A 26,907-nucleotide genomic window follows, 5' to 3' on the forward strand; every position below is an offset into this window, starting at 1 on the left:
ATTGAGCGTCGCGGTCTGCGTCGCGCGTTCGCTGTCGCCGCCGAGATACCTATTCGTCCGCCCGATCGTGGTGCGGCCCGAGCTGGCTGATCTCGTACCCGTCGGGGTAGCTCCTGGCCCTGATCCCGTCGGCGAACAACGCCGTCGTCCGTGGCGCCCCGAACCACCGCTGCAACCGCGAGCGCGTCTTCAAGGCCAGGTGCAGCCCCGCCCGGACCGGCCAGGCCGGCGTGCCGACCCGCGTTGCCCGTCGCAGCGGCGCGTCGTACATGGCGCTGACCAGTGCGTTTCCCAGTGGCGCGAGCACTCGGGGGAGCCGGGTGAGCATCAGCATGCGAGTGGCGCGTTCGATGGCCGCCGCGTCGTCGTTGGGCCGCAGGTGAGCCGCGTCGTGTGCGTCGAACCAGGTCTCGAACTCGTCGTACGACCCGGGGATGTCGGTGATGCCCATCCGCCGGCCGAGCTCCCGGTAGAAGAGGTACGTGGCCTGACGTTCGTGGCAGCAGGGTTGGCGCCAGCCGTACTCCTGCAACCACCGGGTGGGGACCACGACCAGGCAGCCGAGGACGTAGCGGAAGTCATCGTTGCTGATGTCGTATGGACGGTGGATTTGGTTGACGCGCCGCAACGCCTCACGGCCCCGCGGCTGGTCGAAGCCGTTGAGCACCATCTCGTACATCAGGAGGCCGGTGTCGTCGATCCGCTTCTGGGTGCGTTCGGTCAACTCGCCGGTGGCGGTGTGCACCCTGGCGATGGCGGGGACGGAGAAGGACCTGTTGAAGGCGAGGTTGAGCCCGAGCTTCAGGTCCCAGGGAAACTCGTAGCGCAGCATCGTCTGGTAGATGGCCAGGTAGTCGCGCTCCGGGTCGAGAGCGCGGGTCCGGGTCAGGTTGGCGTAGCGGCCTCTCATCGGCGGGCGTCTCCAGCGGTGGGATGCGGGGTGGCCGGTTCCCGGGTCGCGGCGATCGTCTGGGCCACCACCGGCGAGCGGGCGTAGACCTCGGTGACCAGCGTCAACCAGGCGACCTCACCGGCGTAGCCGCCGTCCGGGCGGTGCAGCTCGTCGGCGGGTTGCGGGACCGCGGCCACCAGACCGGCGCCGTGGCGACGCAGGGCGCAGGCCAGGTGGGCGGCCTCGACTGATGCCTGCCGCTCCTCGGCGGTCAGCCCGGCTCGCTCGGCGAACTGTGCGGCCAGCGCCGTCACACTGATATCCATGTACGGGCGCAGCGCCAGGCGGCCGTCGCGGATCTCGGCCACCCGGCGGGTCAGCGCGTAGTCGGTGTCGCGGACGGCTGCCCGGCGTCGGCGCAGGGTGGGGTCAAGTTCGAGTTCGGGAAGGGCCGCGATGAGGTCACGCCAGAGCGGTTCGAGTCGTCGGTAGGAGTGGTAGTCCTCCCACCGTCGCGTGATCTTGAGGGTGGGCCCCCACGCCGGCATGGTGAGGCCGATCGTGATGAGCAGAGCGCCGATGGTCACCAGGACCGCGGCGATCTGTCGCTCGCCGACCGGTTGGTAGCCGGCCCAGTAGGCGACGAGATACCCGATCTTGTTGGTGCTGTAGAGCAGCGCGAAGGCGGCCCCGACTGCGGTGATGCGGAGGCCACGTCGCAACCAGGGTCGTCCGCAGATCTTCGCGAAGCTCCAGCACAGCCGGGTGATGTCGAAGCAGTAGGCGAAGAAGCCGAGCATCAGGAAGATCAGCAGGTAGGCGGTCACGACGGGGTCGGTGGCGTACTCGACCGTCAGGAGCACCGGCTCGTCGTAGGTGAGGGTGTAGGCGAACAGGCCGACCATGACGAGGAACGCGCACGCGGTGACCCAGATCCACCTGCGGGCCCGGGCGGTGGCCGTCGCCGGGGGAAGCGCGAAGTGCAGGAGCATGATCTCGGCGTTCGCCGAGATGGCCAGCGCGCCGGCGTGGGCCATCACCTTGGCCAGGTTGGGTAGCCCGGACACCTCGTCGATCGCGGTCGCGACGGGCGGGATGGCGACCGTGATCCCGGCGGCGAACGCGCCGAGACCGAAGCAGATCGCGCGGCGGGCCTGGCTGGGGTGCCGGCGTTGGAGCCGCACCATGTAGCCGAGGGCGATCCAGCCGACCGCGGCGCATACCGCGTAGAGGACGGTGTCCATTCCGGCGCTACCAGTGGGGATGTTCGAGTGAGTGCCGCAGCCGGCCGTACAGCTCGACGTCCCGGCCGGTCAACGGCGCGTCGTCCACGTCGCTGCGGTTGCCGCGGACCCGCCGCAGGAGCAGTGAGCCGATCATCTCGGCCTCGCGTTCCTCGGCCGCGGCGTAGTTGCTGCGACCGAGACTGCGCTGGACCAGCTGCGGGTCGAGGTCCGGTAGTAACAGGCGGGAGGCGTCCGCGTCCAGCACCTCGGTCGCCCGGTGGCCGGCGAGCAGGTGACCCAACTCGTGACCGATGATCAGCAACTGGTGCAGCGGCGAGGTGTCCTGCTCGAAGAAGATGGCGTCGAAGTCACGGGTTGGTACGCACATCCCGCACACGGTCTGTGCCGGCAGCTTGATCGGCACCAGGTGGATCGGCCGGCCACGCCGTTCGGCGAGGACGTCGCACAGCTTGCGGATGTCGAAGGGCTCGGGCACCTCAAGCTCGGCAACGATCCGCTCGCAGCGCCTGCGTAGTCGGTGCAACTTCACGTCAGCGTTCTCCCGCTCGTCGGTGTACTCCCACCGAAGGATCTGCACGGCTAGCCGCGATCGGCCGGCGCGGAACTGGTCGTGCCGGCGCCGACACCTGCCGCCACGGCTCGCAAGCGGGCCACCATCTGCTCGATGAGCATGGTGTCCGTCGCGGAGAGCCCGTTGTCGGCCAGCACCTGGCGCAGCGCCACCTGCTTGACGTCCATCCGGCGCAGCTCGTTGAGCAGCGTGATCTGGTCCGCTGTTCGTCGTGCTGCCGCGTCGTCGACGAAGTAGCCCGAGTTGACTCCGAAGGCGGCGGCCAGGGCACGGACGTGTGAGGTACGGGGATCGCTGGCCACGCCTCGGCGCAACTCTCCGATGTAGGCGGCGCTGATCGTCACGCCCGTCTCGGCCGCCACCTCGTTGATCTTGTCGGCGATCTCCCGGTTGGTGTACCTGCGCCCGGACTCGTCGGAGTCGCTGAGCTCGTCGGGCGTCGGGCGGATCTTGTCGAAGAGGTACTCCAGCCTCGCGGCCAGCGTGTCGAGGGGTGGCAGCTCCTGCTCTTCAGGCCAATCGTCAACCATGGTTCTTCACCCTCCAGCCGCCTAAACGACAGTGTCGCAGATACGCCGCGAGGCAAAACAGATGTTGACACGTGCACGGAACGTGAGCGTATGCTCGCTCCTGTTTGGAGCAACGTGCGTTGAGCGTGAACCCGATCGGCTCAACACCCGTTGCGCGCCGGATGAGCGTGTGGTCCGGCCGGCCGAACCCGGGAAGTCATCGGTGGGAGGGGTTAGCTCCGCAAGGAGCAACGGGGGCCTCTCCCGCGGCGTGGCTCGCGCGTCGGTTCGGTGGCGGCAGACCACACCTACCCGGTCGCCGCTTGTTGGTGGGGGGTCGCTGGGCCGCTCCGGCAGAGGACAAGTTCTTCTGCCGGCGGCCCAGCGACAGTGGCGCCGGACGGTCACCCGGTAGCCGGCTCAGTTGTCAGGATCCTCGGCCGGGCCGTGCCCACTCATCCAGGTGACGGTGGCCAGCCGGGCGCCGAGTAACCGCCGCGCCCTGGCGACCTGACGCGCGTTCGCGTTGACCAGCACGGGCTGCTGCGCGGCGCTGAGGATGGGCAGATCCGACAGGGAGTCGCTGTAGGCCACCTGCCACGGTGGCGTCACCCCCTGAACGGCGAGCTGCGCCATCTTGGTCGCCCCGTGGTTGTGCACGATCAGTCGCGGCCCACGAATGCGCGAGGCCACGAGCTCGACCCCGGCGAGGTCGATCGCGTCGAGCACCGCGCGCGCCAGGGTGTGCTCGCACGCGGTCACCACGATGACCCGGTCGCCTGCGGCCAGGTGGGTACGGATCATCCGTAGACCGGGCGAGATGATCCGCCCCGGCTCCGCACCGAGGTCCGCGCCGAAGCGTTCGAGCTCTGCCCGCAGCTCGTCCGCGTTCCAGCCCAACAAGCCGATCCGGCTGATCCACCGCGCCGCCCACGGACGGAGGGCGGGAACGACGGCGATGGGCGCGAGGAGAACGAGCAGGACGACGGCGAGCGGCAGCCGAGAACCCGCGAAGGCAGTGCGTCGCAGGAACAGCCCGAAGGCGTCGCCGCGCAGCAGCACACCGTCGAAATCGACGATCACGGTGCCGGGGGCCGGTGCCCTCACGGGTTTCACCGACCCCGGTGCCACGGGCGGTGCGCCATCAGCCGAGTGTACGGGCGGCCGGGTGGGTCAGGTCGGCTTGGCCGCGGCCGGCAGCACCGCGATGAGGTCGAGCACCTCACCGGCGCGGGCCGGGCCGAAGGCGTCGGTGAGGATGGCCGTGAACGCCTCGTCGCCAAGTCCGGCCCGCAGTTCGCGCAGCGCGTTGAGATCGAGCGCCGCGTTCGTCGACCCGATCTGGCGGTCGATGACCAGTGCCTCGACGATCAGCGGGATGCCCTCCGCCGGGTGGCCCTGCTCGACGCGAAGCTGCCCGATCGCCACCTGGTCCAGCGCCACCTCCTCCCAGTTGCCCTGCTCGCGGTCGATCCGCAGGCAGGTCCGGTAGCACCGCTCGGCCAGGGCCTGGTCGCCGCGCAGGCCGGCGACCCGGCCCAGGTGGAAGGTGCTGTTGGAGACGCCCGACCGGTTCCCCAGCCGTTCCTTGATCGCGATCGAGCGGCGGTAGAACCCGTCCGCGCCCGCGAGGTCCTCCTGTTCCTCGCAGACCCGGCCGAGCTGGTGCAGGACGATGGCCTGGTTGGTCTCGTGTCGCAACGCGCGGTAGACCTCCAGCGCCTGCTCGTAGCGGGACCGGGCCTCGGCGAGCTGGCGGGTCTCCAGCGCCACCATGCCGAGATCCTCGTGGCACTTGGCGACCCCCGCCTGGTAGCCGGCGGCGGCGCAGATCGGCAGTGCCCGCAGGAGGCACATCCGGGCGGTGCCGAATTCGCCCGCCTGGGCGGCGGCGATGGCGAGCAGGACGTATCCGCTGCCGAGCGGGGTCGGGTGGGAACCGTCAAATCGGAACCGCAGGTAGGCTTCGACCCGGTCGGCCACGTACGCCGCCTGCTCCGGGTCGAGGTGTCGGGCCAGCACGTCGGCGAAGGCCGCGCCCAGTTCCAGGCGCTGCACGGCCAGCCACTCCAGGGCCGACTGGTGCGGCGGCACGTCGTCCCCGCCGAGCGCGCCCAGGGTGTGCGGCACCGCCTCGGCGACCCGGCCGAGAACGGTCCGGACGCCGCCGACCAGTTCGTCGCAACGGCGCAGCAGCCGGGCCTCGCCGAGCGCCGCGACGATCGTCCGGGCGCGAGCGAAGCAGCTCTCGGCGAATTCGAGGTCGCCGAGGTCGCGAGCGAGGTGACCGAGCAGCAGCGTGCACTCCGCGATGTGGCCGTTACTGCCGACCTCCTCGAAGATCTTCAAGGCGGCCCGGACCCGGGACTCGGCGGTGTCGTACGCGAACTGGGCGAGAGCGATCCGTCCGAGCATCACCAACCCGCTGCCCTGCTGCACCCGGACGCCCAACCGCCCGTAGGTGGTGATGGCCACCTGGATGCACTGCTCAGCCTTCACGAAGTCCCGGGCTTCGAAGGCGAGCATGCCGATCTGGTGGTGAGCCGCCGCGATCCCGTCCAGGTCGTCGAGTTCCCGGGCGATCGCCAGCTCGTCGAGGTAGCGCGTCATGGCCAGCTCGGGGTCGCCGTTGCTGCGGGCGATGCCGGCGAGTTGGTGCAGCGATCGGGAGACCGCCCCGCGGTCGCCGAGCCGGCTCAGGATCGTCATTGCCTCCTGGTACAGCTGGTCCGCTGTCGCCAGGTCGCCCCGGTCGCCGGCCACCAGGCCCAACTGGTGCAGGAGCTTGCCGACCCCGCTCTCATCGCCGAGCTCCCGGTAGACGGCAAGCGCCGCCTCGTAGCGTTCCGTCGCCTGCGGGTACTCGCCCCGGTTGAGGTGCACGTCGCCGAGCCCTTTGAGGAAGCTCGCCGCGCGCGCGGAGCCCGGCGGCGCCATCGGCAGCAGCTCACGCCAGATCTTCTCCTCCCAGGCCCAGTGCCCGGCCGCGTGCAACTCCTGGCAGGCCAACTCCGAGTAGGCGACGACCTCGTCGGTGTCACCCGCCGCCAGGTGGTGGTACCGCGCCTCGACGACCCGACGGATGAACTCGTGCTGGTCCCTCGTGGACCGGGCCCGCCAGCCCCAGTACCGGCCGGCCCGGCGATGCGAGTCGACCACCGCGTCGCGGCCCGCTATCCGCAGCAGGCTCGCCGCCGTCCACCTGTGCACCAGATGGCCCCCGGTCACCGGGGCGAGCAGCCCCAGCTGCGACAGCGTCTCGACCGACTCGTCCAGCCCCGCGGGCTCCGGTGGTGGGTCGCCGCCGTCCGTCGGGTCGGCGAGCTGCCAGGCGAGGCCGGTCCGGTCTACCGGGGTGCGGTACACCGCCGCGCCGAGCAGCAACCGGCGGGCTGCCGGGACGGCCTCCAGGCGGGCGAGCAGCCGGGGCAGCAGCACGTCCTCGGCGGCCAGCGCGCCGGCCTCGGCCAGCGGCGTGCCGTCCTCCGCCGGCCCGGCGTCCCGGCCGCCGCCGGCCGCCGCCAGCCGGCTGGCCACCTCGTCGGATCGGGCGTGGCCGCCGCGCAGCAGGCCGTCGAGGTATTCCAGCGCGCGCGGGTGACCACCCAGCCGGTGCCACATCCGTTGCTGTTCCGCCGGCGTCAGCCGGCCGACGCCCGGCAGCCGCCAGAGCAGCTTGCGGGTCTCCTGCCAGGAGAGTGGGCCGAGATGGCAGGTTTCGAGACCGGCGACCGGGAACGGGTGCCGGCTGGTCACCACCAGCTCGTACCGGGCCGCCCAGGCGGCGAGGAACGCGGCCAGGTCCGCGTCGGCCAACCGGTGCTCGGCGTCCAGGGCGTCCTCGGCGTTGTCGAGGACGAGCAGGAGCGGCGGGCCAACGGTGCCGATCGTCGCCAGTCGTCGTCGCCAGTCGTGGCCCGGCTCGGCGAGGGCGACGAGGAGCTGCCGCAGCGGGTCGTCGGGAGCCGACCCGGCGCAGCGGATCTCCACCTGGCGGCGCAGCTCGTCGAGGATCCCGTCGACGGTGGCGTCGCCGTGGGTCGCCACGACGATGCCGCCGGCGTCGCGGAACCGCTGCGCGAGTTCCGCGGCGAGACTCGTCTTGCCGATTCCGCCGATGCCGTGCACGAGCACCCGCAGTTGTCCCCGGGACAGTCGGCGCAGGAGCTCACGGCGGCCCACGAAGTCCGTGGGCGCGCGCACCACGCCGTCCCCGACGACCGACTGCTCGGTCGGCGCGGCGATGCCCCCGCTGTCGCGTCCGCCGGCCAGCCGCAGCCCGTGGTCGGCCAGGAACAGCGTCGGCATCCACCACTCGGCGGCGGTCGGGGCCAGTTCGCGGCGTACGGCGGAGACCTCCGCGAGTAGCTCCGGCTCGCTCCGGGCGGCCAACCGCTCGTAGAGCCGAGCGCAGAACTCGATGGTGTACGCGTCGCTGACCGTCCCGTTCATCGCCAGCACCGCCGGTGCACCGTGGGCCAGCAGCGCGCCGGCCAGCCCGGGCAGTTCCCGTTGGTCCGGCCGGGCGGTGGAGCAGCCGGCGAGCACGATCAACGGCACGGTCCGGTCGGGTGGCAGCACCTCGGCCAGGAACCGTGCGGCGTCCACGCGGTCCTCCGCGCCGGTGGGGGTCTCCAGCAGCAGCGCGCCGGGGCGCGCGTGACTGGAGACGTGCAGGATGTGGAACGGCTCCTCGGCGAGGGCCGCCCGGATCGCGTCGGCGCTGCCCCACTCCAGGACGCGCACCCGCACCCCGTGCCGGTGCCCGGGTTCCACCGCGCCGAGGATCCGCCCGAGTTCCCGTTCGTGGTCCAGCAGCGGCTGGGTGGAGTCGTCCGGGCTCGCGATCGCCGCGAGCATCCGCAGCGGGCCGTCCACCCGGACCGTGGGTACCGGTGTGTCCGGGCCGGTCCGGAAGACGTCGACGTCGGGGTGCAGTGCCAGCGGCAGCTCCTCGCCGGGCAGCACCAGGGTCTCCCAGGGCAGGTCGGCCAGGGCCGGGTCGATGACCTCGATGCCGAGCCGGTGCCGGCCGGGCCGGGCCAGCTCCGCGCGCAGGGCCGGGCCGGGGGCGTCGAGGAAGCGGCGGCCGAGCGCGACGCCTACCTCGTACGACAGCTCCACCGAGGGGTTGCCGCGCAGCCGCCAGAGCAGGTCGGCGGTGCGTTGGTCGGCCAGGCCCACCGGGCGCCGCCACCGCTCGCCTCGGACGGCCAGGACCACGCCGGTCGCGCTGACGGTCAACCGGATCAAAGAGGCCCCCCGCTGTCGCCGGCGGACGACCCGACGCCGGGGCGGATTGCCGGACTGACCGATACTGTATCCATGGCTGACGATCCTGAGGAGCTTGCGCAGGTCAACGCCGTGCGGATCAACGACAGCGGCGAGCTGGAGTTCTTCGACGGCCAGCGCTGGGTGCCGTACACCGATCTGCCCGACGACGAGAACGGCCCACTGGGTGTCGTCTTCCGCGACGATCCCCGATGACCGCGGAGTCGCCGACCAGCGGCGCAGGGCTGGACGCGCTGCCGTCCCCGTTGGACTCGGTCGCGGACAGCCGGGCCGCGGCACGGTGGATCATCTCCTCGGCCGGCGCGGTGGGCGCGCTGCTGCTCGGTGGTGGCCCGCTGATCGCCGCCGGCAAGGTCACCGACTGGATCCACGCCATGTGGGCGGGCGGCGGTCTGCTGGTGGCGCTGCTCGGCGTCGCCTGGGCGATCTGGCGGACCAGCGAGGTGCTCGTCCCGCCGATGACCACGCCGGCGTCGCTCACCGGGCCGGAGCTGCGCGGTCTGCGCGAGCGGCTGGAGGCCGAGCCCTGGTACCACTTCGGCGGGTACGCCGGTGACGTCGACGGCCTGCTGCGGCACCGCCGGATCGCCGCGGAGATCACCGGCCGCCTGTCGACGGCCCCGCCGCAGGAGCGGGAGGTCCTGCGGGAAGGGCTTGCCACCGCGCGTCGCAACATCGCCCGGACCGACCCGTACCTGCGGTGGCTGCTCGCCACCGCGCACGCCTGGCAGGTCCGGGAGGCGTTGCGCCGGGCCCGCCGGCAGACCTTCCTGGCCGCCGCGCTGGTGGTGGTCGGGGCGGTGGTGTTCATCGCCGCCACCGCTGGGTAGCGCGCCGCCACGTCGGGCCACGACGGCAGCGGCGCGCCATCAGCCGTCGCTCAGTACGGATATCCGGGGATGTTGAGTCGCACGCTGTACAGCCCGGAGTCGCCCCACGGGCCCGACGTGACGTAGAGGGTCTGCCGGTCGGGGCCGCCGAACGCCACGTTTGTCGTGCCGGTGTTGCCGGGCCGGATCGTGCCGAGCTGGGTGCCCGTGGGGGAGTAGACGTGGACCAGGGAGTCGCCGCCCGAGGTCCAGTACACGTTGCCGGCGCAGTCGATCGTGCCGCCGTCCGGGCCGCCGATGTAGTTCACGAAAACGCTGCGGGCGCCGATGCTGCCGTCGGGCTGGACCGCGTACTTGTAGATCTTGTTCTCGGAGTAGGCGCCCACGTACAGCGCGGACCCGTCCGGGGAGAGCGAGATGCCGTTGGGTTGGCGCAACCGGTCGTCCACCAGCGACACCTGCCCGTTGGAGACGCGGAAGACGCTGGTACGCCCGCTCATCTGGTCGGCGCGGTTGCCGCGCTGGAAGTTGGGGTCGGTGAAGTAGACGACGCCGTCGGAACGGACCGCGACGTCGTTCGGCGAGTTGAACGCCCGGCCCTGGTAGTTCGCCGCGACGGTGCCGCGGACCCGGTCGCTCAGCCGGTACGTGGAAACGCTGCGCTGGTCGTGGGTTGCCGCGACGAGTTGTTGGGCGTCGGCGCTGAGCGCCAGCCCGTTGCTGCCGGCGTTGGCGATGAACGTGTCGAAGGTCGCCGGCGATGTGAACCGGCGGATCGTCGACGGCTGGACGTTGTACGGACCGGTGCCGGCCGCCATGTCGGACAGCAGCAGGTAGCCGCCGTCGGCGACCCAGACCGGCCCTTCGAGGAAGGTGAACCCGCCCTGGATTCGCGGGGCCGTCAGGGTGCTGGCCGGCAGCGGTGGGCCGTAGCTGGCTCCCGTCGGGCAGACCCCGGGCGGTGCGCCGGGCGGGCCGGCGAGGGTGACGTGAGCGCTAACATGCGCAGCGTCGACGGCAGCACCGGCGGGCAGTGTGGTGGCGCTGACCGCGAGGCACAGGCCGGCCAGTGCGGCAATGGTGGGACGCCAGGTCATCGAATACTCCAATCGGCGTCGAGGGTGGCGATGGCCGGCGTGCGAGGTCGGTGGCTGGCACGGCGTGAGGGCGGGCCGTCGATGTGGGTATTCGGGAGCCTAGGTTATGAACTGGCGACCCGCAGCAGTCTTTCGCCGTTTCTTCCGGCCCCGGATCAAGAGCGAACGCAAAGACGCTGCTCAATGCCGAACAGTGCTGGAAAATCCTTCCGGTACGACCACAGTGGATGGACCGGCGGTGGCTCGGGGCGTCGGGCACCGACGGCAGGGAATAGGGTTGGGCCATGAGTGGCCTGCTCAGTGGTGCCCGAACCGCGGTGAATCCCCTCCGTCAGCTCACGATCGACCAGCTCCGGCAGCGAACGAGCCTCAAGTGGCGGGAGTACCCCGACGACGTTCTGCCGCTCTGGGTGGCCGAGATGGACGTGCCGCTGGCCGAGCCGGTCGCGCGAGCGATCACCGACGCCGTCGCGCGCGGCGACACCGGATACACCGCCGGCACGGCCTACCCGCAGGCGTTGGCCGAGTTCGCCGCCCGGCGGTGGGGTTGGGACGGGCTGGCCGTGGAGCGCACCAGGCTGGTACCCGACGTGATGCACGGCGTCGTCGAGGCGCTGCGCCTGGTCACCGAACCGGGGGACGCGGTGGTCGTCAACTGCCCGGTCTACCCGCCGTTCTACGAGTCCGTGGCGCACGCCGACCGCCGGATAGTGGAGGCGCCGCTCGGCGAGGACCTGCGGATCGACCCCGGCACGCTGGAGGACGCGTTCCGGCGGGCTCGGACCGGTGGACGGCCGGCGGCGTACCTGCTCTGCAGCCCGCACAACCCGACCGGCGTCGTGCACACCGCGGCCGAGTTGACCGCCGTCGCCGGTCTGGCCGAGCGGCACGGGGTGCGGGTGGTCGCCGACGAGATCCATGCTCCGGTGGTGGCTGGGGGAGCGCGGTTCGTGCCGTACCTCTCGGTGCCCGGCACGGAGAACGGCCTGTCGCTGATGTCCGCCTCCAAGGGGTGGAACCTGGCCGGCCTGCGCGGTGGGCTCCTCGTCGCCGGCCCGGCCGCGGCCAAAGACCTCGCCCGGGTCCCGATCGGGGTCAGCGTCAGCACCAGCCACCTCGGCGTGATAGCCCACACCGCTGCCTTTCGCGACGGCGGCGAGTGGCTCGACGCCCTGTTGACCGGCCTGGACGACAACCGGCGGCTCCTCGCCGCGCTGCTCACCGAGCACCTGCCAGCCATCCGCTACCACCCCGGTCCGGCCACCTGTTTGGCCTGGCTGGACTGCCGCGCCCTCGGCCTCGGTGACGACCCGGCCACCGTGTTCCTCGACCGCGGCCGGGTGGCGCTCAACCCCGGCTCGGCGTTCGGCACCGGCGGTGGCGGGCACGTGCGACTGAACCTCGCCACCGCGCCGGAGCTCGTCACCGAGGCGGTCCGCCGGATGGCCAGCGCCGTCGGCTGAGACCGGAACGGGGCTGCACACCCCCCGACTCGGCCGAGTGGTCCGGCTTCCGACCGTACTTCGACGGCAACGCAACCCGATGGGCGTCCGGTCCCGTCGAGCTTGCGGAGGAGGGAGCCTCGATGGTGGATGCCGAGGGTGAGTTCGTGGAGTACGTCTCCGCGCGACTGCCGAGCCTGCATCGGACCGCGTTCCTGATGTGCGGCGACGCCCATCTGGCCGACGACGTGGTGCAGCAGACGATCACGGCGCTCTACGTGAACTGGCGCCGGGTCAGCCGGGCCGACAACGTCGACGCGTACGTACACCGGATGCTGGTGCACAAGCTGGTCGATGAGAAGCGGTTGAGCTGGACGAAGGTCCGGCTGCTGGGGTCGGTGCCTGAGCCGGAGCGCTCGCCGGTGACGCCGCAGGACGACCTGGCCGAGCGGGACAGCCTGCTCGCCGCGCTCGCCCGCCTCCCGCGCGGCCAGCGCACCGTGCTGGTCCTGCGGTTCCTGTGCGACCTGTCGCTGACCGACACGGCCGCCGCGATGGGCTGCTCCGAAGGCAACGTGAAGGCGCAGACGGCTCGGGCGCTGGCGGCCGTTCGCCAGGTGCTTGACGTCACCGAGATGTCAGTGAGGAGTCCGAAATGACCACGGTGGACGACCAGCGGATCGCCGCGCTGCTGCGGTCGGTGCCGGTTCCCGAGCCGCGGGTCGACGTGATCCGGGCGGTCCGCGATGGCCGGCGACGCCGCCAGCGTCACCGCGTCGGCGGGATCGCCGCGCTGACGGTGCTGGCCGGGGTCGGCGTCGTGGGTGCCGTTGAGGTCGGAGGGACCGCCAACGCGCCGGCGCCGACCACGCCGGCGCTCGCGGTGTCACCTGCCGAAACCGGGTCGGCCGCTCCGCGCCCGCCGGTCACCTGCCAGGCGTCGTGGTTGTCGCAGCCCATCGACGGCCCGGTCGCGGTGGCCAACAGGGTCGACCCCACCGGGCGGCACATCGTCGGCGACATCGGAACCGGGCAGGAGGACGGGCGGGTCGTGCTGTGGACCAACGGCCGGCCGGTCGTCCTGCCGGCGGCCGCGCGGCACGCGGCGGCGGTCAACGCCAGCGGCCAGGTGGTCGGCACCAACGGAGACGGCACCGGGTGGGTGTACCGGGACGGGAAGCTGCGCTTCCTGGCCACCCCGCCCGGCTACGACGCGGTGCTCGTCCACGCGGTCAACGGCCGGGGCGACATCGTCGGGACCGCCCGCAGGTCCGACGACTCACACCACGCCGTGCTGTGGTCGACGGACCACCCACAGCAGTACCGGCTGCTCGGTCAGCGCGGATCGTCGGCGACCGGGATCACCGAGGACGGCACGATCGTCGGCACGATGGGCGAACTGCCCTACCGGTGGACGCCGCAGGGCGTCGGGGCGGCGCTGGCGGTGCCCGACGGCTACCCGCGTGCGTCGGTCGACTCGGCGCACGGCGACTGGGCGATCGGCATGGTTCCCGGCGGCCAACAGGGCGGCGCCGTGCAGATGCTGCCGGTGCGGTGGAACCTCGCCACCGGCGCGGTGAACCTGTTGCCCTTCCCCGGGGCGGCCGGCATCGCGGCCAATGGAGACCTGCTGGTCACCGACGGTGCGCCGCTGGTGGTGGCCTCGGACGGCACCTCCCGTCGGTTGCCGGGCCGACCCGAGGTCCGGGCCACCGAGGCCGGCACGTACACGGCCGAGGGGATCAGCGACGACGGTCTGACGGTGGTCGGGGCCGTCTACGAGAACCAGGCGTACCGGCCGCTGGCGTGGCGCTGCGTTCGCTGAGGAGTTCAGCCAGAACTCCACCACGCGGCTCGCCGGGAGCGTGCTGCGGCTGCTGGCGCGGGTCGGCGACGACTGGGCCGCCTTACCTGGTGGTGGATCGGCGCGGCGCCCAGCTGCCCACGGCGCTGGCGATCAGGAGTATCGCCGCTGGTAGGAACGCGCCACCGATGCCCAGCCCGAGCAGCAGGCCCCATCCGGTGATGACGAACGCGGCCCCCAGATCGGCGACCAGGGCCAGCCGACCGGCCCGCTGCGCGAGAACGGGCAGCAGTGCCGCGACCACGGGAACGCCGAGCAGATAGCTGGCCGCGACGCCCGAGTCGTCCACGGTGAGGGGAGCCAGCGCGGCGGCCACCAGCACGGTGATCGCCAGGGCCGACCATCTGAGCACCGACCGGGCGTCGGCCGGCTTACGGACCAGGACCACGAGACCAACGAGCAGGACGCCGACGAGGGCGCCGATGGTCGCCAGACCAATCATTATGCTCTCCTCGACCGCCGCGGGTGGCGCCTTCATCGAAGACGGCAGATCGTCGCCGCTGCCTCCCACGATACGGCTGCTGGGGTCAGCTGCGGGAAATTCCGCGTCCGGGCCGTGCGGAGCACGCGGCGGGGGTGGCGACGTCCGATGGCGCCGAGGCCGGTCGGCTCGCTACCGCCGCGCCGCTGTCTGGAGGATGCCGTTGAGGGCCTCCTCGAACAGAAGCTCGTCATCCCATCGGGTGTCGTCGAGGTGGCCAGAGGCATCGAGAGTCGGATAGGCGTCGGCGCGCGCGACGATATGGGCCCGGGCAGCCGCCCGGGTTTCGGGCGCCCCGGTCCGTCGCCAGGTGGCTTCCGTGAGCGAGGCGCCGATGACGTAGTTGGCCAGCAGGCGCGTGGTCACCGCGAGGTGAAGGCCGCTGCAGCCGCCGCGTACCAGCGCCGATTGCAGGAACTCAGTGCGGGCCAGGACGTTGGGACCGAGCATGGGGCGCCCGACGAGCCCTGGCGCCCAGGGGTGGTCGAGCATGGCACCGCGCCAGGCACGAGCGAGGAGGCGGATGTCCTCCAGCCAGTTGTCGCTGGCGTCCGGAACCGGTACGTCGCCGAAGATCTGGTCGACGGCCAGGTCCAGCACGTCGTCCTTCGTCCGCACGTGCCAGTACAACGCGGTCGCCGTCACGTCGAGCCGCTGCGCGAGGCAGCGCATCGTCAGGCCCTCGGCACCAAGCTCGTCAAGCACGATCACCGCCGCGTCCACAATGCGCTCGATGCTCAGTGGCGGCTTGCGCCGCGCCCGCGACGGCACCGCACGCAGCCATACCGGCGGTGCGGTGCCGTTGTCTCGCGCCATCGACGGCGAGGTGGACATACCGGGCTCGACGGTGGTCATGGAGCCATCCTAAACACGTGGACAGGCTATTTAACGACGGTAAGGTGGATGTCCGTACGTAAGTTGTGCTGACGGTTGGCAAGGAGGTTCCGGCATGCCTCTCCTGCGAGTTCACCTCGACACTGACCGGACCACCGCCCGTCGGGTGCTGCAACTGCACCAGGAGGGCAGGTTCCATCACGAGTCGCGTGAGGCGGCCCGGGAGCAGGTGTGGCGCCAGGGCCGCACCCCGTTCGGCGACCCGGTCTTCGTCGGCATCACGAACGGGCGCCGCAACGTGCAGCTGCTCTACGACGTCGAGGTTTATTCGGACACGACGGGTTGAGCGGACGTCAGCCGGCGTCCAGGACCTCCCGCAGCCGCACGGCGAACTCCTCGGGCTTGCCCGCGTAGCCGAACTCGCCACTGAGGAACCCGCCGTGGTGGCTCGGGAACACCACGGCCTCCTGACCGAGCAGCGCCGCGAGTCCCAGGGCGGTGCGAGCGGTGTACGTCCCGGCCGACTCCTCGCCGACCGCGACCACGATCCGGGTGGGCGCGGCGGTGAGCACACCCGCGTCGGGACGATAGTCGGTGATCGCCCACGAGCTCTTCGACAGCAGCGGATCGTCGCGGCTGCCGTCGTCGTCGGCGGGCATGCCGAACATCGCAGGGTCGGGGGTGGGCTGGGCGAAGTAGGCATCGGTGAACTCGCCCTGCCAGGACGTCATCGCGATGAACGCGGCCATCCCGGCACCCGAGCCCTTCGCCTGGTACGCCTCGTAGAAGCCGGCTCGGGCGCGCTCGGCGGCAGAGGCGTCGGGGAGCACGGCGTTGATCGGCGGCTCGTGCGCCACCAGGGTGGCGACGTCGCCGGGGTGGGTGGCGACCAGTTCGAGTGCGGTCACCGCGCCGCCGCTGCTGGCGAACACGTCCACCGGACCGACGTCGAGCGCCTCGACGAGCGCGTGCAGGTCGGCGGCCTGCTGCTGCGGCGTATGGTCGGACCGACCGTCCTTGCGGACGCTGCGGCCCAGGCCACGCGGGTCGTAGGTGAGGACCGTGCGGTCCGTGAAGTGCGGGGCGAGGGCGGTGAAGCCCTCCGCCGCCATCGGCTGGCCGATCATGAGCAGCGCGCGTCGGGCGCCAGTGGGAGGTAGCGGACCGCGGACGTCGTAGACCAGGTCGACGCCGGGAATGACCAGGGTGTGCGTCTGGATGTCCTGCATCCGATGAGACTACGGCCGGCCGACCGGAGTCGTCGTGCCTTGCGGGCGGCGAGCCACCCGGTTCTTCGAGACGACGCGCGCGCGTCGACCCGGGCGGGGCGAGGGTCCGGGGTTACCGATCGGTGGCGCGGCGGATGGTCGCGGCCAGCTGCGACGAGTCGTGGCCGGGCTCGACTCCGTCGACGAGAATCACCTCGCCGGTGAGGTGCCTCGTCCGCAAGGGCTTGATCTCCTGATAGTCGCTGGACTGGTACCAGGAGCGGGCCCGGGCCAGGTCGGGAAACTCGATGACGATCACGTCGCCGGGCCAGTCGCCCTCCAGGACGTCGATGGCACCGCCGTGGACGATGAACCGGCCCGCGAAAGGCGCGAGGGTGGCGTCGATTCGCTCCAGGTACGTCAGCACCTCGGCGTGCACGGGTGCCTTGCGGAGGTGCGCGAGCGCGTACGCGGTCATGATTGCCTGTCCTTTGCGTCTGGTCTTCTGCCCCGGGTCGCGGTGGCGGCAGGCGGCGTGGGCCGCCGCGTCGCGGCGCCGGATCGGTGGTGTCGGAAGCACTATTTCCGCTGTCCTGGTGGGCTGTCGATTACCTCGCAGGTAATGGCCCGGGTGCCGACGCGGAATTAGGGTCGGTGAGTGATGATCTCGACCCGGCCGGGACGACCAGTGGGGGAACTGCTGCGGGACTGGCGCCGAACTCGCGGCATGAGCCAGCTCGACCTGTCGATCGAGGCGGGAGTGTCGACCCGGCATCTGAGCTTCGTCGAGACCGGCCGGTCCCGGCCGAGCCCCGACCTCATCCTGCGGCTGGCCGAACACCTGGAGATGCCGCTGGCCGAGCGCAACACGGTGCTGCTGGCCGGCGGCTACGCGCCCGCCTACCCCCGCCACGAACTCAGCGACCCCGAGCTGGCACCGGTACGCGCCGCCGTACGGCAGATCCTCGACGGTCACCGTCCGTACCCCGCGCTGCTCGTGGACGAGCACTGGCACCTCGTCGACGCCAACCCTGCCGTCGCCCTGTTCACCATGGACGCGCAGCCGTACCTGCTCACCCCACCGATCAACGTGCTGCGCCTCAGCCTGCACCCCGACGGTCTGGCACCGCGCATCGTCAACCTGCCCGAGTGGCGTGCCCACCTGCTGAAACGGCTGCACCAGCAGGCGACGTCAACCAACGACCCGATCCTGTACGACCTGCACGAGGAGCTTCGCGGCTATCCCGGTGGCGACGTCGACACGACACCGGTCGGCGATGCCCTCTCCCGTGTTCTCGTCCCGCTGCGATACCGGCACGGTGACCAGGAGCTGTCCTTCGTCAGCACCACGACCCTCTTCGGCACGCCGCGCGATGTCACAGTCGCCGGGTTGGCCGTCGAGGCGTTCTTTCCCGCTGACTCGGCGACCACGCAAGCCCTCCGAGCCCGTGCCGATAGTGACTCGGCTGCCGCCCGTCACCCCGCAGGCGGCCGCTGACGGAGCGCGTCGTCGATGATGCCGGGGATCCGCCGGGCCACTCCCGCGAGGAGATCCGCGACCTGGACGCGCGGATCGTCGCGGGAGTCGACCACCACCAGCCCGGCCAGGGGCGACACCCCGTTCGGCAGTGCCCCGGCCCGGTCGAGGCCGGCCGCCGGCGCGTCGCCGTTGTCGGCCAACACCCGCTGGAGACGGGTCAGCCGGTCGGCCGTCAGGGCGCTCTGCTCGTCGTGGGTCACCAGCACCTGCCGCCGGCCGCCGCTCCAGGACAGGACCGTCTCCGCCAGCGCCGGCAACAGCGGTTCCAGCGGGGGAGGGACCGTGCGGTCGTCGACGTCGAGCCTGGCCACCACGGACCGCACGTGACTCGGGCGAAGACCGTCGAGGACGGCATCGGCCACCGCGCCGAGCCCGTGCCGCCGTAGCGCGTCGCGGGCCTGGAAGAACCGCCGCACCGTCTGGTCGACCGGAAGCCGCCGCTTCATCCGGACCAGATCGACGAACGCCGACAGGAAGGCGTCCCAGTCGCCTCCGGTCGAGCGTCCGGCCTCGTGCAGGGCGAGAGCGGCCTGATGGTGCTCGCGAGCGAGGCGGGTGCCCGCCGCGTACGACGGCTCGGTCAGCAGGAAGTCGACGATCCGGGTGACGAGGAAGAACTCCTTGTCGATGAGGTGGACGTGCGCACGGCCGGCCAGCGCCGCCAGGAACCACTCCAGCGCCTCGTCCGCGCCCGAGCCGCGCAGGAACCGCCCGGACTTGAGTTCGTGCGGTGCGAACCGGAACCCGGACCGCAGGGCGGTGATGAGCGCGATGGCCTCGTCGAGGGTCAGGTCGACGCTCGCGTGCGTGATCACCGGGGCGGTCGAGTGCAGCAGGTTCGTGCCCGAGAATCCCGACTCGTCGCAGGCGATCTCCACGACGGCTCCGACGACCGCCGCGCCGCCCGGCGGTAGTCCACCTTGAAGCGGCGACCTCATCCCCGAGCTCCCGCCATGCCGCCCATGGTCACCCGTATGGCGGCGGAGAACAACCCGATTGCGTACGGGAGCCGCTGTGCTCAATGCCCGATGATCGGTGCATGAACGCGGCGACCTGGCGGGTGGTGGGGCGGTCGGTCCCCGGACCGATGGCTCTGGCGGTGTGGCTGCTGGTGACGGTGCCGGCCCCGCTGGTCTTCTTCGAGTGGACGCACCGGTGGGAGGAGAACGCCAGGGTCGGCGCGGCGTTGTGGTGGACCGTGGGGGCGGCACCCGTCCTCGCGGCCGTGGTGGCAGCGCGGCGTCCCGGTCCGCGTCGTGCCGGGCGGACCCTGGTCGCGGCGGTGGTCGCGGTCACGCTGGTCAGCGCGGTGTTCGTGGGTACGACGTTGGCGGTCTACCGGTGGGTCATCCCGCTCACCGGGTCGGCGCCGTGGCGGGACGTCCTGGTCGGGAGCGTTCTGCTGGCCGCCTGCGGCGCGACGGTCGGCCACCTGCTCGGCCGAGGTCGGGAGCGGCCGGGGCCCGTGCCGACCCGACGTGGCTTCGTCGCCGGGGCGATCGTCGCCGTGGTGGGCGCCCTGCTCGGGCAGACGACGGTCCAGCTCGGTGCGGAGGGCAGCACAGAATGGCAGGACTGGGTCGAGTACGGGGCGGTCGGACCGTATGCGGCCTCGGCCAGCCAGTCGGGCGAGCTGAGGCTGCCGGCGGCCGGCCGGTACGCGGTCTTCGCCGTGGGTTCTGCGCCGCGAGATCCGGACTGCCAGGTCACCGGCGTCGACCAGGTGGTCGTGTCGGCGACGGTGGTCACCATCGCGCCGGGCGACTACGGGGGCGACTACGCCTCGTACGCCTGGGTCGCCTCCTTCGACGTGCCCGTGCCCGGCGCCTATTCGTTGTCCTGCCGAACCTGGGACCAGCAGGCGTCGTACACCGTCGGGATGATCCCGCGGATCCGCGGTGCGGTGGGCGCGCTGATCCACTGGCCGCTGATCGCGGTCTGGTTGCTCGGTGCCATCCCTGGCCTGCTGATCGTCGCGAACACCGGTCGGCGCCGTGCCGAGCGGCAGTCAGCACGCGATGCCACGGCGGCTCCCTGACGCGGACCGATCCGGGAGGGGATCGTACATCTGATGTATGTCCATCCGGGTGCGTGGTCGTGGGCGTCGATCTCGCGAATCGCGGCGCTGCGCCGCGTCGATTCGCTGCTGCTCACCAGTCCCTGCGTCTTGCTGACCGGCCGGATGGGCATCGTGCCCACCCTTCGATCGACCGTTGCCTATTCTGTGGCTCCGGAGTAACCTTCCCGAAACACATCAGATGTCTGGCTCGCCAAGGCCTGCGTCGGCCTGCTCCAGCGGGGTCCCGGTTGGCCCCACCAAGCGGATCCCCATGTCGAGTCCCATAGTTGTCACGCTTCGGGGTGGCCGGACTGGTCACCGTTTGGAGGATCGATGTCAGACCTGACCCGACGGCAAGCCCTCAAGATCGGCGCAGCCGGCGCGGGCGGCGCTATCCTGCCGGTGCCGTGGACCGCCACGGCGCGGGCGGACTCGGTGGCACCGCCGCAGGTGTTGGCCGCCGGGGACCTCGCCCTCTGGTACGACGAGGGGGCCGGCACCGACTGGCTGCGGGCGCTGCCGATCGGCAATGGCCGGCTCGGGGCCATGGTCTTCGGCAACGTCGACGCCGAGCGACTTCAGCTCAACGAGGACACCGTCTGGGCCGGTGGCCCGCACGATCCCAGCAACCCCCGAGGCGCGGGAGCGCTCGCGGAGATCCGGCGGCTGGTCAACGCGAACCAGTGGACCCAGGCCCAGGATCTGATCAACCAGACCATGATGGGCAACCCCGGCGGCCAGCTGGCCTACCAGACCGTGGGTAACCTCCGGCTCGCCTTCGGATCCGCCAGCGGAGCGTCCCAGTACGACCGGACGCTCGACCTCACCACCGCCACCGTCACCACGTCGTACGTGCTGAACGGTGTGCGTCACCAGCGGGAGGTGTTCGCCAGCGCGCCGGATCAGGTCATCGCGATGCGACTGACCGCCGACCGCACCGGCTCGATCAGTTTCACCGCCACCTTCGACAGCCCGCAGCGCACCACGGTGTCCAGCCCGGACGGCACCACCATCGGCCTCGACGGCGTCTCCGGAAACATGGAGGGCGTCACCGGCGCGGTCCGCTTCCTCGCCCTGGCCAACGCGACCGTCAGCGGTGGCAGCGTGTCCAGCTCCGGCGGGACCCTGCGGGTGACCAACGCCAACAGCGTGGTCCTGCTGATCTCCATCGGCTCCAGCTACGTCAACTACCGCAACGTCGGCGGTGACTACCAGGGCGTCGCCCGGCAGCGCCTCACCGCCGCGCGCGCCAGCAGCTACGACCAGCTGCGCAGCCGGCACGTGGCCGACTACCAGGCGCTGTTCGGCCGGGTCACGCTCGATCTGGGCCGCACATCCGCGGCCGACCAGACGACCGACGTCCGGATCGCCCAGCACAACACCGTCAACGACCCGCAGTTCTCCACGCTGCTGTTCCAGTACGGCCGGTACCTGCTGATCTCGTCGTCGCGGCCCGGCACCCAGCCGGCCAACCTCCAGGGCATCTGGAACGACTCGCTGGCTCCGGCGTGGGACTCGAAGTACACGATCAACGCCAACCTGCCGATGAACTACTGGCCGGCCAACACCACCAACCTGGCCGAGTGCCACAACCCGGTCTTCGACATGGTCCGAGACCTCGCCGTCACCGGGGCGCGGACCGCCCAGGTGCAGTACGGCGCTGCCAGCGGGTGGGTCACCCACCACAACACCGACGCGTGGCGGGCCACCGCCGTGGTGGACGGCGCGTTCTGGGGCATGTGGCAGACCGGCGGCGCGTGGCTGTCGACGTTGATCTGGGACCACTACCTGTTCAACGGCGACATCGAGTTCCTGCGGACGAACTACCCGGCCATGAAGGGCGCGGCGCAGTTCTTCCTCAACACCCTGGTGACCGAGCCGACCCTCGGTTACCTGGTGACCAACCCGTCGAACTCGCCGGAGTTGAGCCACCACGCGAACGCCAGCGTGTGCGCCGGCCCCACCATGGACAACCAGATCCTGCGGGACCTGTTCGACGCGTGCGCTCGGGCGAGCGAGATCCTCGACGTGGACAGCACCTTCCGGGCGCAGGTTCGCGCCACCCGGGACCGGCTCCCGCCCATGAAGATCGGCTCGCGCGGCAACATCATGGAGTGGCTCTACGACTGGGTGGAGACCGAGCCCAACCACCGGCACATCTCGCACCTGTACGGGCTGGCCCCCAGCAACCAGATCACCAAGCGCGGCACCCCGCAGCTGTTCGAGGCGGCCCGGCGGACCCTGGCGCTGCGCGGCGACGACGGCACGGGCTGGTCGTTGGCCTGGAAAATCAACTTCTGGGCTCGGATGGAGGAGGGCAAGCGGGCCCATGACCTGATCCGCTACCTCGCCACCACCGCCCGGCTCGCGCCCAACATGTTCGACCTGCACCCGCCGTTCCAGATCGACGGCAACTTCGGCGCCACCGCCGGCATCGCCGAGATGCTGTTGCAGAGCCATACCGGGGAGCTGCACGTCCTGCCCGCGCTGCCGCCGGCCTGGCCGAGCGGACGGGTGACGGGCCTGCGCGGTCGGGGCGGGCACACTGTCAGCGTCACCTGGGCGAGCGGTCTGGCCACCGAGATCCTCATCCGACCGGACCGCGCCGGCACCGTCCGCCTGCGCTCCCGGATCCTGACCGGCACCGTCACGGTGGTCGACACCGCCGACGGTACGGCGGCCCGGACCACCCGGATCGAGTCCGACCTCATCGACGTCACCGTGCAGGCCGGGCGCACGTACCGGGTCACCAGTTCCGGCGCCACCACACCGACGCTGGAGCAGAGCTTCAGCAACGTCGGCATCACCAGCGACAGCAACACAAACGTCGGGAACTTCGACGGCGGCGGGGCCTCGCTCTCCGCGCAAGCCCTGGCGCAGGCCGGCGCCAGCCCGGGCGGCACGGTGAGCCGAAACGGGGTCAACTTCCGCTGGCCCAACGTCAGCTCCGGGGCCGCCGACAACGCCATCGCCTCGGGCCAGACCATCGGGGTGACCGGCACCGGCAGCACACTCGGCTTCCTGCTGACCGGCACCTACGGCGCGGTGTCCGGGACCGGCACGGTCGTCTACGCCGACGGCACCCGCCAGGCGTTCACGCTGAGCAGCCCCGACTGGTACGGCGGGCCGCACGCCGGAGGCACCGCGGCCATCGTGTCGGCGTACCAGAACCGGCCCAACAACGGCCGCCAGGCCACCGCCGCCTGCATCTACTACGTGGGTGTCGCGTTGCAGAGCAAGGCGGTGGCCTCGGTCGTGTTGCCGAACATCAGCGCCCGGCCCGCCACGAACGTGCCGACCATGCACATCTTCGCCGTCGCGATCGGCGGCTGACGGCACCGGATCCTGCTCGGGGAGCACGACCGGGCCCGTCCCAATCTGGGGACGGGCCCGGTCGCGGCTCGCGGTGCGGCGGTCGCCTCGGTCGGGGCGGACGCGGTATCGAGCGGTATACCTCAGAGGTATGAATATGACTCTGAGGTATACCGCTCAACAGCACATCGACATGCCGGGCCAGCCAACGCGCATGCTCAGCGGATGCGCTCGCCGCGGCTCTCGATCCGGAAGTAGTCGAAGGCGACGTCGAGGTCGGTGGAGGTGCCGGCCCGGTTGAAGGCCAGCAGCCCGGCCTTCGTCGGCTCGACGTTCAGCGTCGTGGAGCCGAGGTAGCGGTAGACGCTTCCGTCGCTCGAGTAGTAGGCGCGGTAGGTGTCCCCGATCTTGGTCAGTCGCAGCCAGATGGCGCCGTCGGCCCCGACGATCCGCTGGGCGTCGGCACCGGTGATCTCCAGCGTCGACGCCGTGCCGTTCTGTTCACGCAGGAAGACGATCCGGGCCTTGTTGACGGCTGCGGCCGCGTTGCTCATCTCCCAGGCGAGCTTCACGTAGTTGTCGTCGTCCGCGTACCCGAGAACGCCGCCCTGCTCGTTGTTCGTGCTGAGTGGGCGGGAGAAGACGACCCTGGACTCGGCCGACCAGTCGCCGTCGACGTCCTGGAGGGCCAGGTTCCTCGCGGTGTTGGTGTTGCCCTGAAGGTCGCCCTGCTGCGCGGTGATGAGCAGGGATCCGTCGGCCAGACGCCGGCTGCTCTCGTCCGGCCGGACCCACTGCCACTGCGGGCCGAGTTGGGTCGAGTCGAACTCGTCGCTGCCGGTGATGGTGGTGTTCAGGTCCACGGTGTAGACCGACGAGGCACCGCCGTTGGTGACGGTGACCCGGGCCTGCCCGGTGGGGCTGGTCGCCTGCTCGACCGCTACCGAGGCCCTGCGGTCGGCGGCGCTGGCGGTGACCGTCGGCACGGTCGTGGTGCCGGCCGGCGCGAGGGCGTTGTAGTGCAGCACAGTCGGCGCGAACGACGTCAGGTGCCTGCCGTCGACCCGCAGGGCCGTCAGCGTCGTGTCCGGCACCAGGTTGAAGACGTAGTTCTTCACCAGGGGGCCGAAGAAGCTCTCCGTCGTGACCTTGACGACCGCCTGGCCGGGTACGTCGGCAGCCTGGGAGATGATCTCGTAGCGGGCTTTCCGGTCGGCCGTCCGCACCTTGGTGATGGTCGGCGACGCCCCGGCCGGCACCGGGATGGTGTACGAGGTGTCCGACAGGTTGAAGCCGCCGAACGTCTTCCCGTTCACCACGATCGTCGCCGACAGTGGCGCGTCGTCGACCGGGATGTCCCGCCCGCTGAACTCCTTCCAGTAGTTCACCGAGGTGTCCCGCCAGTCGGCGGCGTCCGCCTCGTGCACCGCAAGCTTGGCGCGTACCTCCGCGAACCGGCGTGCGTCGATGTCGGGCTGGAGCGCGTCCCAGGTCTCCCGCATCCAGGTCACGTACTGCACGCCCATCTGGTAGCGGTAGACCAGTTCCTTCCAGAACGTCCGGCCGCTGTCCATCCGATGGCCCCACGGCACGTGGTGGAACCACATCAGCAGGTTCTCCGGGACCGAGTCGATGTTCCCGTAGCGCTGCTGCAAGCGGGGGAAGTACTGGGCGGCCAGGTTGCTGCCGGTGGGGGAGCGGTCGAAGCCCAGACCGACGCTGTCGGCCTTGTTGTAGTAGATCGGGCTCCAGTCGTCGCGGCCGGCCCAGTCGGCCGGGTCGGGACGGTAGTGGGCGCCCTCGGCGAACTGGTGGCCGATGCCCAGCGGCGTCTGATAGCTGACCAGCGACTCCCACGAGCCCATCATCATCCTGCGGATGGTGTCGACGACCCGCCGGTCGTTGCTCCAGGTCATCCGCGTCCAGTCGGTCGCGATGTCCGCCGAGTCGAGCGTCCAGTCCCACGCCTGGCGTCCGAAGGCGAAGAGGTTCGCCTGGGCGAAGTGGTGCCCGGTCAGGTTGTCGGCGTTGCCGAGGTTGGCGACCCCCACGATGGCGGTGTCCGGGTGGTGCTGGGCGGTCCCGTCGACGATGTCGCCGACCAGGCGCTCCTTGAGCAGCTTTCCGTTCGCGTCGGTCGCGTACGTGTCGGTCTTGAGGATCTCCTCGTACATCGGGCCGAGGTAGGCCAGCATCCAGTTCTGACCGGTGTACTCCTGCGTGATCTGGAGTTCCAGGGCCTGGTTGGTGTTCTCCATCCGGCCGAACATCGGGTGGATGGGCTCCCGGGCCTGGAAGTCCAGTGGCCCGTTCTTGGTTTGCAGGAACACGTTGTCGGCGAAGCGTCCCCGGCTCCCGTCCGGCTGGACCTCGTCGTCGATCGGCCCGAACTCCAGGTAGGCCCGCTTGAGCCGGTCGTTGTCGACCTCGGCGTTGTAGACGAACGTCCGCCAGTGCACGGTCATCCCGAGCGGCGCCACCGCGGCGGCGATGGCGTTGGCGCCGTCACCGTGGTCGTACCCGAAGTCCTGTGGCCCCGGCTGGCCCTCGGAGTTGGCCTTGACGGTGAGGCCCATGAAGTCCGGGATCGCGGCCTGGATCTGCTGGGCCCGGCGGTGCCACCAGCCCCGGAAGTCCGCGCCGTACGGGTCGAGCTGGCTGTTGGTCAGCGTGTCCGGAGCGAACCGGCTGTCGGTGGGCGCGGTGTAGCGGATCGACAGGCCCAACCTGATGCCGTACGGACGCAGCGCGTCGGCGAGGGCGGCCTCCTGCGCGATGCGGGCGCTCGTCAGGTACGCGTTGTCGGCGTTGACGTTGTTGATGGTGATGCCGTTGATACCCAGGGACGCCAGCGCGCGGGCCATCACGAGGTAGCGGTCGAGGATGACGGGCAGGTTCCGGCCGGCGCTGGCCCCGGTCGCGGCGAAGTTGAAGATCGCTCCGCTCTCCCCGTTCAGCCCGCCCAGCCCGGAGGCGTTGTTGCCCGCGTAGAGACGCTCGGTCTCCCAGTTGTTCAGCAACCGGTGCTTGATCTTCGGTGACTCCGCGACGCGGAGGTGGTCGATGGGTTTCTGGGTCTGCAGGAGCCGGAGGAAGGCGAAGGTGCCGTACAGCGCGCCGAGGTCGGTGTTGCCGGCGATGACGGTGAACCGTGCCCTGCCCTTCGACACCGAGCGGACGAGGTAGCCCTCGTCGCCCACCCGGGCCAGGTCGCGGGCCGCGATGGTGCGGCCCACCAGCGGGGAACTCGTCGGTGTGCCCACCACGACCGCGCCGTCCGGGACCGTGCCGCCGTCGAGCGTCGCCACGGGTGTCGGCTGACCGAGCAGCCCGCCCAGGCCGCGTACCAGTTCGTCCCGGGCCGCGCCCAGCGTGGTCTCGACGAGCTTCTCGGTGGAACCGGGCTCCATGGCGAGGTCCGTCGTGTGCCGGTGGACCTTCGTGGCGTCGGCGTTCTCGACCACGATCGCGGTGGCCGCGCGGCGGTAGTCGCGCAGCAGCTTCGCGTCGTCGACCGGCACGTACCGCAGCCACAGGTCGGAGCCGTTGTAGTCGTCGGGCGACGGGGCCGCGGCGACCGGCGTGGTGGTGGCGACCGTGAGGGTGGCCGCGACGGTGGCGAGTGCCGTGCCCAGCACGATGAGCGTTCGCCGTAGCCGGGGCACCGAAGCTCGGTTCATCGCCATCTCCTCGTTCGTCCGCTGCGGACGCCGTTCGGCCCGTCCCGCG

General features: G+C 71.1%; 23 protein-coding genes. 10 read left to right on the forward strand and 13 right to left on the reverse strand.

The genetic code is table 11. The features are described from left to right. Positions 1 to 49 precede the first annotated feature (49 nt). The 6 genes from ACIBD9_RS25040 to ACIBD9_RS25065 form a co-directional block, all read right to left on the reverse strand. Positions 50 to 910, reverse strand: a complete 861-nt coding sequence (locus ACIBD9_RS25040) for an oxygenase MpaB family protein (protein WP_396721308.1) — start codon at positions 908 to 910, stop codon at positions 50 to 52. Further along, entirely contained in the window at positions 907 to 2,136 is a 1,230-nt protein-coding gene (locus ACIBD9_RS25045; protein ID WP_396721309.1) for an MAB_1171c family putative transporter, read from the reverse strand. The genes ACIBD9_RS25040 and ACIBD9_RS25045 overlap by 4 nt, the downstream gene beginning before the upstream one ends. A gap of 7 nt (positions 2,137 to 2,143) precedes the next feature. Further along, complete coding sequence (locus ACIBD9_RS25050) at positions 2,144 to 2,716, reverse strand: hypothetical protein (RefSeq protein WP_396721310.1); 573 nt, start codon at positions 2,714 to 2,716, stop codon at positions 2,144 to 2,146. Between the two features lie 2 nt (positions 2,717 to 2,718). Continuing rightward, on the reverse strand, positions 2,719 to 3,240 hold the full coding sequence (locus tag ACIBD9_RS25055) for a hypothetical protein (RefSeq protein ID WP_396721312.1): 522 nt from the start codon (positions 3,238 to 3,240) through the stop codon (positions 2,719 to 2,721). Positions 3,241 to 3,639: 399 nt separating this feature from the next. Next, complete coding sequence (locus tag ACIBD9_RS25060; protein WP_396721314.1) at positions 3,640 to 4,326, reverse strand: haloacid dehalogenase-like hydrolase; 687 nt, start codon at positions 4,324 to 4,326, stop codon at positions 3,640 to 3,642. A 66-nt stretch (positions 4,327 to 4,392) separates the two neighbouring features. Next, positions 4,393 to 8,472 carry a tetratricopeptide repeat protein gene (locus ACIBD9_RS25065; protein WP_396721316.1) on the reverse strand — a complete coding sequence of 1,360 codons (4,080 nt, stop codon included), beginning with the start codon at positions 8,470 to 8,472 and terminating at the stop codon, positions 4,393 to 4,395. A 72-nt stretch (positions 8,473 to 8,544) separates the two neighbouring features. Here ACIBD9_RS25065 and ACIBD9_RS25070 point away from each other — a divergent pair, with 72 nt between their 5' ends. Continuing rightward, positions 8,545 to 8,706, forward strand: coding sequence for a hypothetical protein (locus ACIBD9_RS25070; protein WP_396721317.1), 162 nt, complete (start codon positions 8,545 to 8,547; stop codon positions 8,704 to 8,706). Further along, positions 8,703 to 9,341 carry a hypothetical protein gene (locus tag ACIBD9_RS25075; RefSeq protein WP_396721319.1) on the forward strand — a complete coding sequence of 213 codons (639 nt, stop codon included), beginning with the start codon at positions 8,703 to 8,705 and terminating at the stop codon, positions 9,339 to 9,341. The genes ACIBD9_RS25070 and ACIBD9_RS25075 overlap by 4 nt, the downstream gene beginning before the upstream one ends. Before the next feature lie 50 nt (positions 9,342 to 9,391). On the opposite strand, the gene ACIBD9_RS25080 is transcribed toward ACIBD9_RS25075, so the two are convergent. Then, positions 9,392 to 10,438 carry an SMP-30/gluconolactonase/LRE family protein gene (locus ACIBD9_RS25080; RefSeq protein WP_396721320.1) on the reverse strand — a complete coding sequence of 349 codons (1,047 nt, stop codon included), beginning with the start codon at positions 10,436 to 10,438 and terminating at the stop codon, positions 9,392 to 9,394. A 284-nt stretch (positions 10,439 to 10,722) separates the two neighbouring features. Between ACIBD9_RS25080 and ACIBD9_RS25085 the strand changes: the two genes are divergently transcribed. The 3 genes from ACIBD9_RS25085 to ACIBD9_RS25095 all read left to right on the forward strand — a co-directional run bounded on the left by ACIBD9_RS25085 (position 10,723) and on the right by ACIBD9_RS25095 (position 13,705). After that, a complete protein-coding gene (locus tag ACIBD9_RS25085) occupies positions 10,723 to 11,901 on the forward strand; it encodes a MalY/PatB family protein (RefSeq protein WP_396721321.1) in 1,179 nt (392 codons plus the stop codon). A gap of 122 nt (positions 11,902 to 12,023) precedes the next feature. Continuing rightward, positions 12,024 to 12,539 (forward strand): SigE family RNA polymerase sigma factor, encoded by a 516-nt coding sequence (locus ACIBD9_RS25090; RefSeq protein ID WP_396721322.1) that lies wholly within the window; start codon positions 12,024 to 12,026, stop codon positions 12,537 to 12,539. After that, positions 12,536 to 13,705: a hypothetical protein gene (locus ACIBD9_RS25095; protein ID WP_396721323.1), complete on the forward strand. Its 1,170-nt coding sequence runs from the start codon at positions 12,536 to 12,538 to the stop codon at positions 13,703 to 13,705. Before ACIBD9_RS25090 ends, ACIBD9_RS25095 begins: the two co-directional genes overlap by 4 nt. Positions 13,706 to 13,787: 82 nt before the next feature. Here the strand turns inward: ACIBD9_RS25095 and ACIBD9_RS25100 are convergent, their stop codons facing one another. Beyond that, positions 13,788 to 14,186, reverse strand: coding sequence for a hypothetical protein (locus tag ACIBD9_RS25100; RefSeq protein ID WP_396721325.1), 399 nt, complete (start codon positions 14,184 to 14,186; stop codon positions 13,788 to 13,790). Between the two features lie 171 nt (positions 14,187 to 14,357). Next, complete coding sequence (locus ACIBD9_RS25105; RefSeq protein ID WP_396721327.1) at positions 14,358 to 15,080, reverse strand: TetR/AcrR family transcriptional regulator C-terminal domain-containing protein; 723 nt, start codon at positions 15,078 to 15,080, stop codon at positions 14,358 to 14,360. Between the two features lie 94 nt (positions 15,081 to 15,174). Here ACIBD9_RS25105 and ACIBD9_RS25110 point away from each other — a divergent pair, with 94 nt between their 5' ends. Further along, positions 15,175 to 15,405, forward strand: coding sequence for a hypothetical protein (locus ACIBD9_RS25110; RefSeq protein ID WP_387174566.1), 231 nt, complete (start codon positions 15,175 to 15,177; stop codon positions 15,403 to 15,405). Between the two features lie 7 nt (positions 15,406 to 15,412). Here ACIBD9_RS25110 and ACIBD9_RS25115 read toward each other — a convergent pair whose 3' ends face one another. Next, complete coding sequence (locus ACIBD9_RS25115) at positions 15,413 to 16,288, reverse strand: alpha/beta fold hydrolase (protein ID WP_396721329.1); 876 nt, start codon at positions 16,286 to 16,288, stop codon at positions 15,413 to 15,415. A gap of 112 nt (positions 16,289 to 16,400) precedes the next feature. Beyond that, the gene (locus tag ACIBD9_RS25120; RefSeq protein ID WP_396721331.1) at positions 16,401 to 16,745 is read right to left on the reverse strand and encodes a DUF1330 domain-containing protein; all 345 of its coding nucleotides are present in this window, start codon (positions 16,743 to 16,745) and stop codon (positions 16,401 to 16,403) included. A gap of 183 nt (positions 16,746 to 16,928) precedes the next feature. Here ACIBD9_RS25120 and ACIBD9_RS25125 point away from each other — a divergent pair, with 183 nt between their 5' ends. Beyond that, entirely contained in the window at positions 16,929 to 17,765 is an 837-nt protein-coding gene (locus ACIBD9_RS25125; RefSeq protein WP_396721375.1) for a helix-turn-helix domain-containing protein, read from the forward strand. On the opposite strand, the gene ACIBD9_RS25130 is transcribed toward ACIBD9_RS25125, so the two are convergent. Continuing rightward, positions 17,744 to 18,745, reverse strand: a complete 1,002-nt coding sequence (locus ACIBD9_RS25130; RefSeq protein WP_396721333.1) for a hypothetical protein — start codon at positions 18,743 to 18,745, stop codon at positions 17,744 to 17,746. The two genes, ACIBD9_RS25125 and ACIBD9_RS25130, sit on opposite strands and share 22 nt — an antisense overlap. 101 nt (positions 18,746 to 18,846) lie before the next feature. Here ACIBD9_RS25130 and ACIBD9_RS25135 point away from each other — a divergent pair, with 101 nt between their 5' ends. The 3 genes from ACIBD9_RS25135 (at position 18,847) to ACIBD9_RS25145 (ending at position 23,199) form a co-directional block, all read left to right on the forward strand. After that, positions 18,847 to 19,845, forward strand: a complete 999-nt coding sequence (locus tag ACIBD9_RS25135; protein WP_396721334.1) for a hypothetical protein — start codon at positions 18,847 to 18,849, stop codon at positions 19,843 to 19,845. Positions 19,846 to 19,878: 33 nt separating this feature from the next. Continuing rightward, positions 19,879 to 20,046 (forward strand): hypothetical protein, encoded by a 168-nt coding sequence (locus ACIBD9_RS25140; protein WP_396721336.1) that lies wholly within the window; start codon positions 19,879 to 19,881, stop codon positions 20,044 to 20,046. A 153-nt stretch (positions 20,047 to 20,199) separates the two neighbouring features. Next, positions 20,200 to 23,199: a glycosyl hydrolase family 95 catalytic domain-containing protein gene (locus ACIBD9_RS25145; RefSeq protein WP_396721337.1), complete on the forward strand. Its 3,000-nt coding sequence runs from the start codon at positions 20,200 to 20,202 to the stop codon at positions 23,197 to 23,199. Between the two features lie 197 nt (positions 23,200 to 23,396). Here ACIBD9_RS25145 and ACIBD9_RS25150 read toward each other — a convergent pair whose 3' ends face one another. Continuing rightward, positions 23,397 to 26,858, reverse strand: coding sequence for an alpha-glucuronidase family glycosyl hydrolase (locus ACIBD9_RS25150; protein WP_396721339.1), 3,462 nt, complete (start codon positions 26,856 to 26,858; stop codon positions 23,397 to 23,399). Between the last annotated feature and the right edge of the window lie 49 nt (positions 26,859 to 26,907).

The organism is Micromonospora sp. NPDC050784, assembly GCF_044456765.1.
Classification (GTDB): domain Bacteria; phylum Actinomycetota; class Actinomycetes; order Mycobacteriales; family Micromonosporaceae; genus Micromonospora; species Micromonospora foliorum.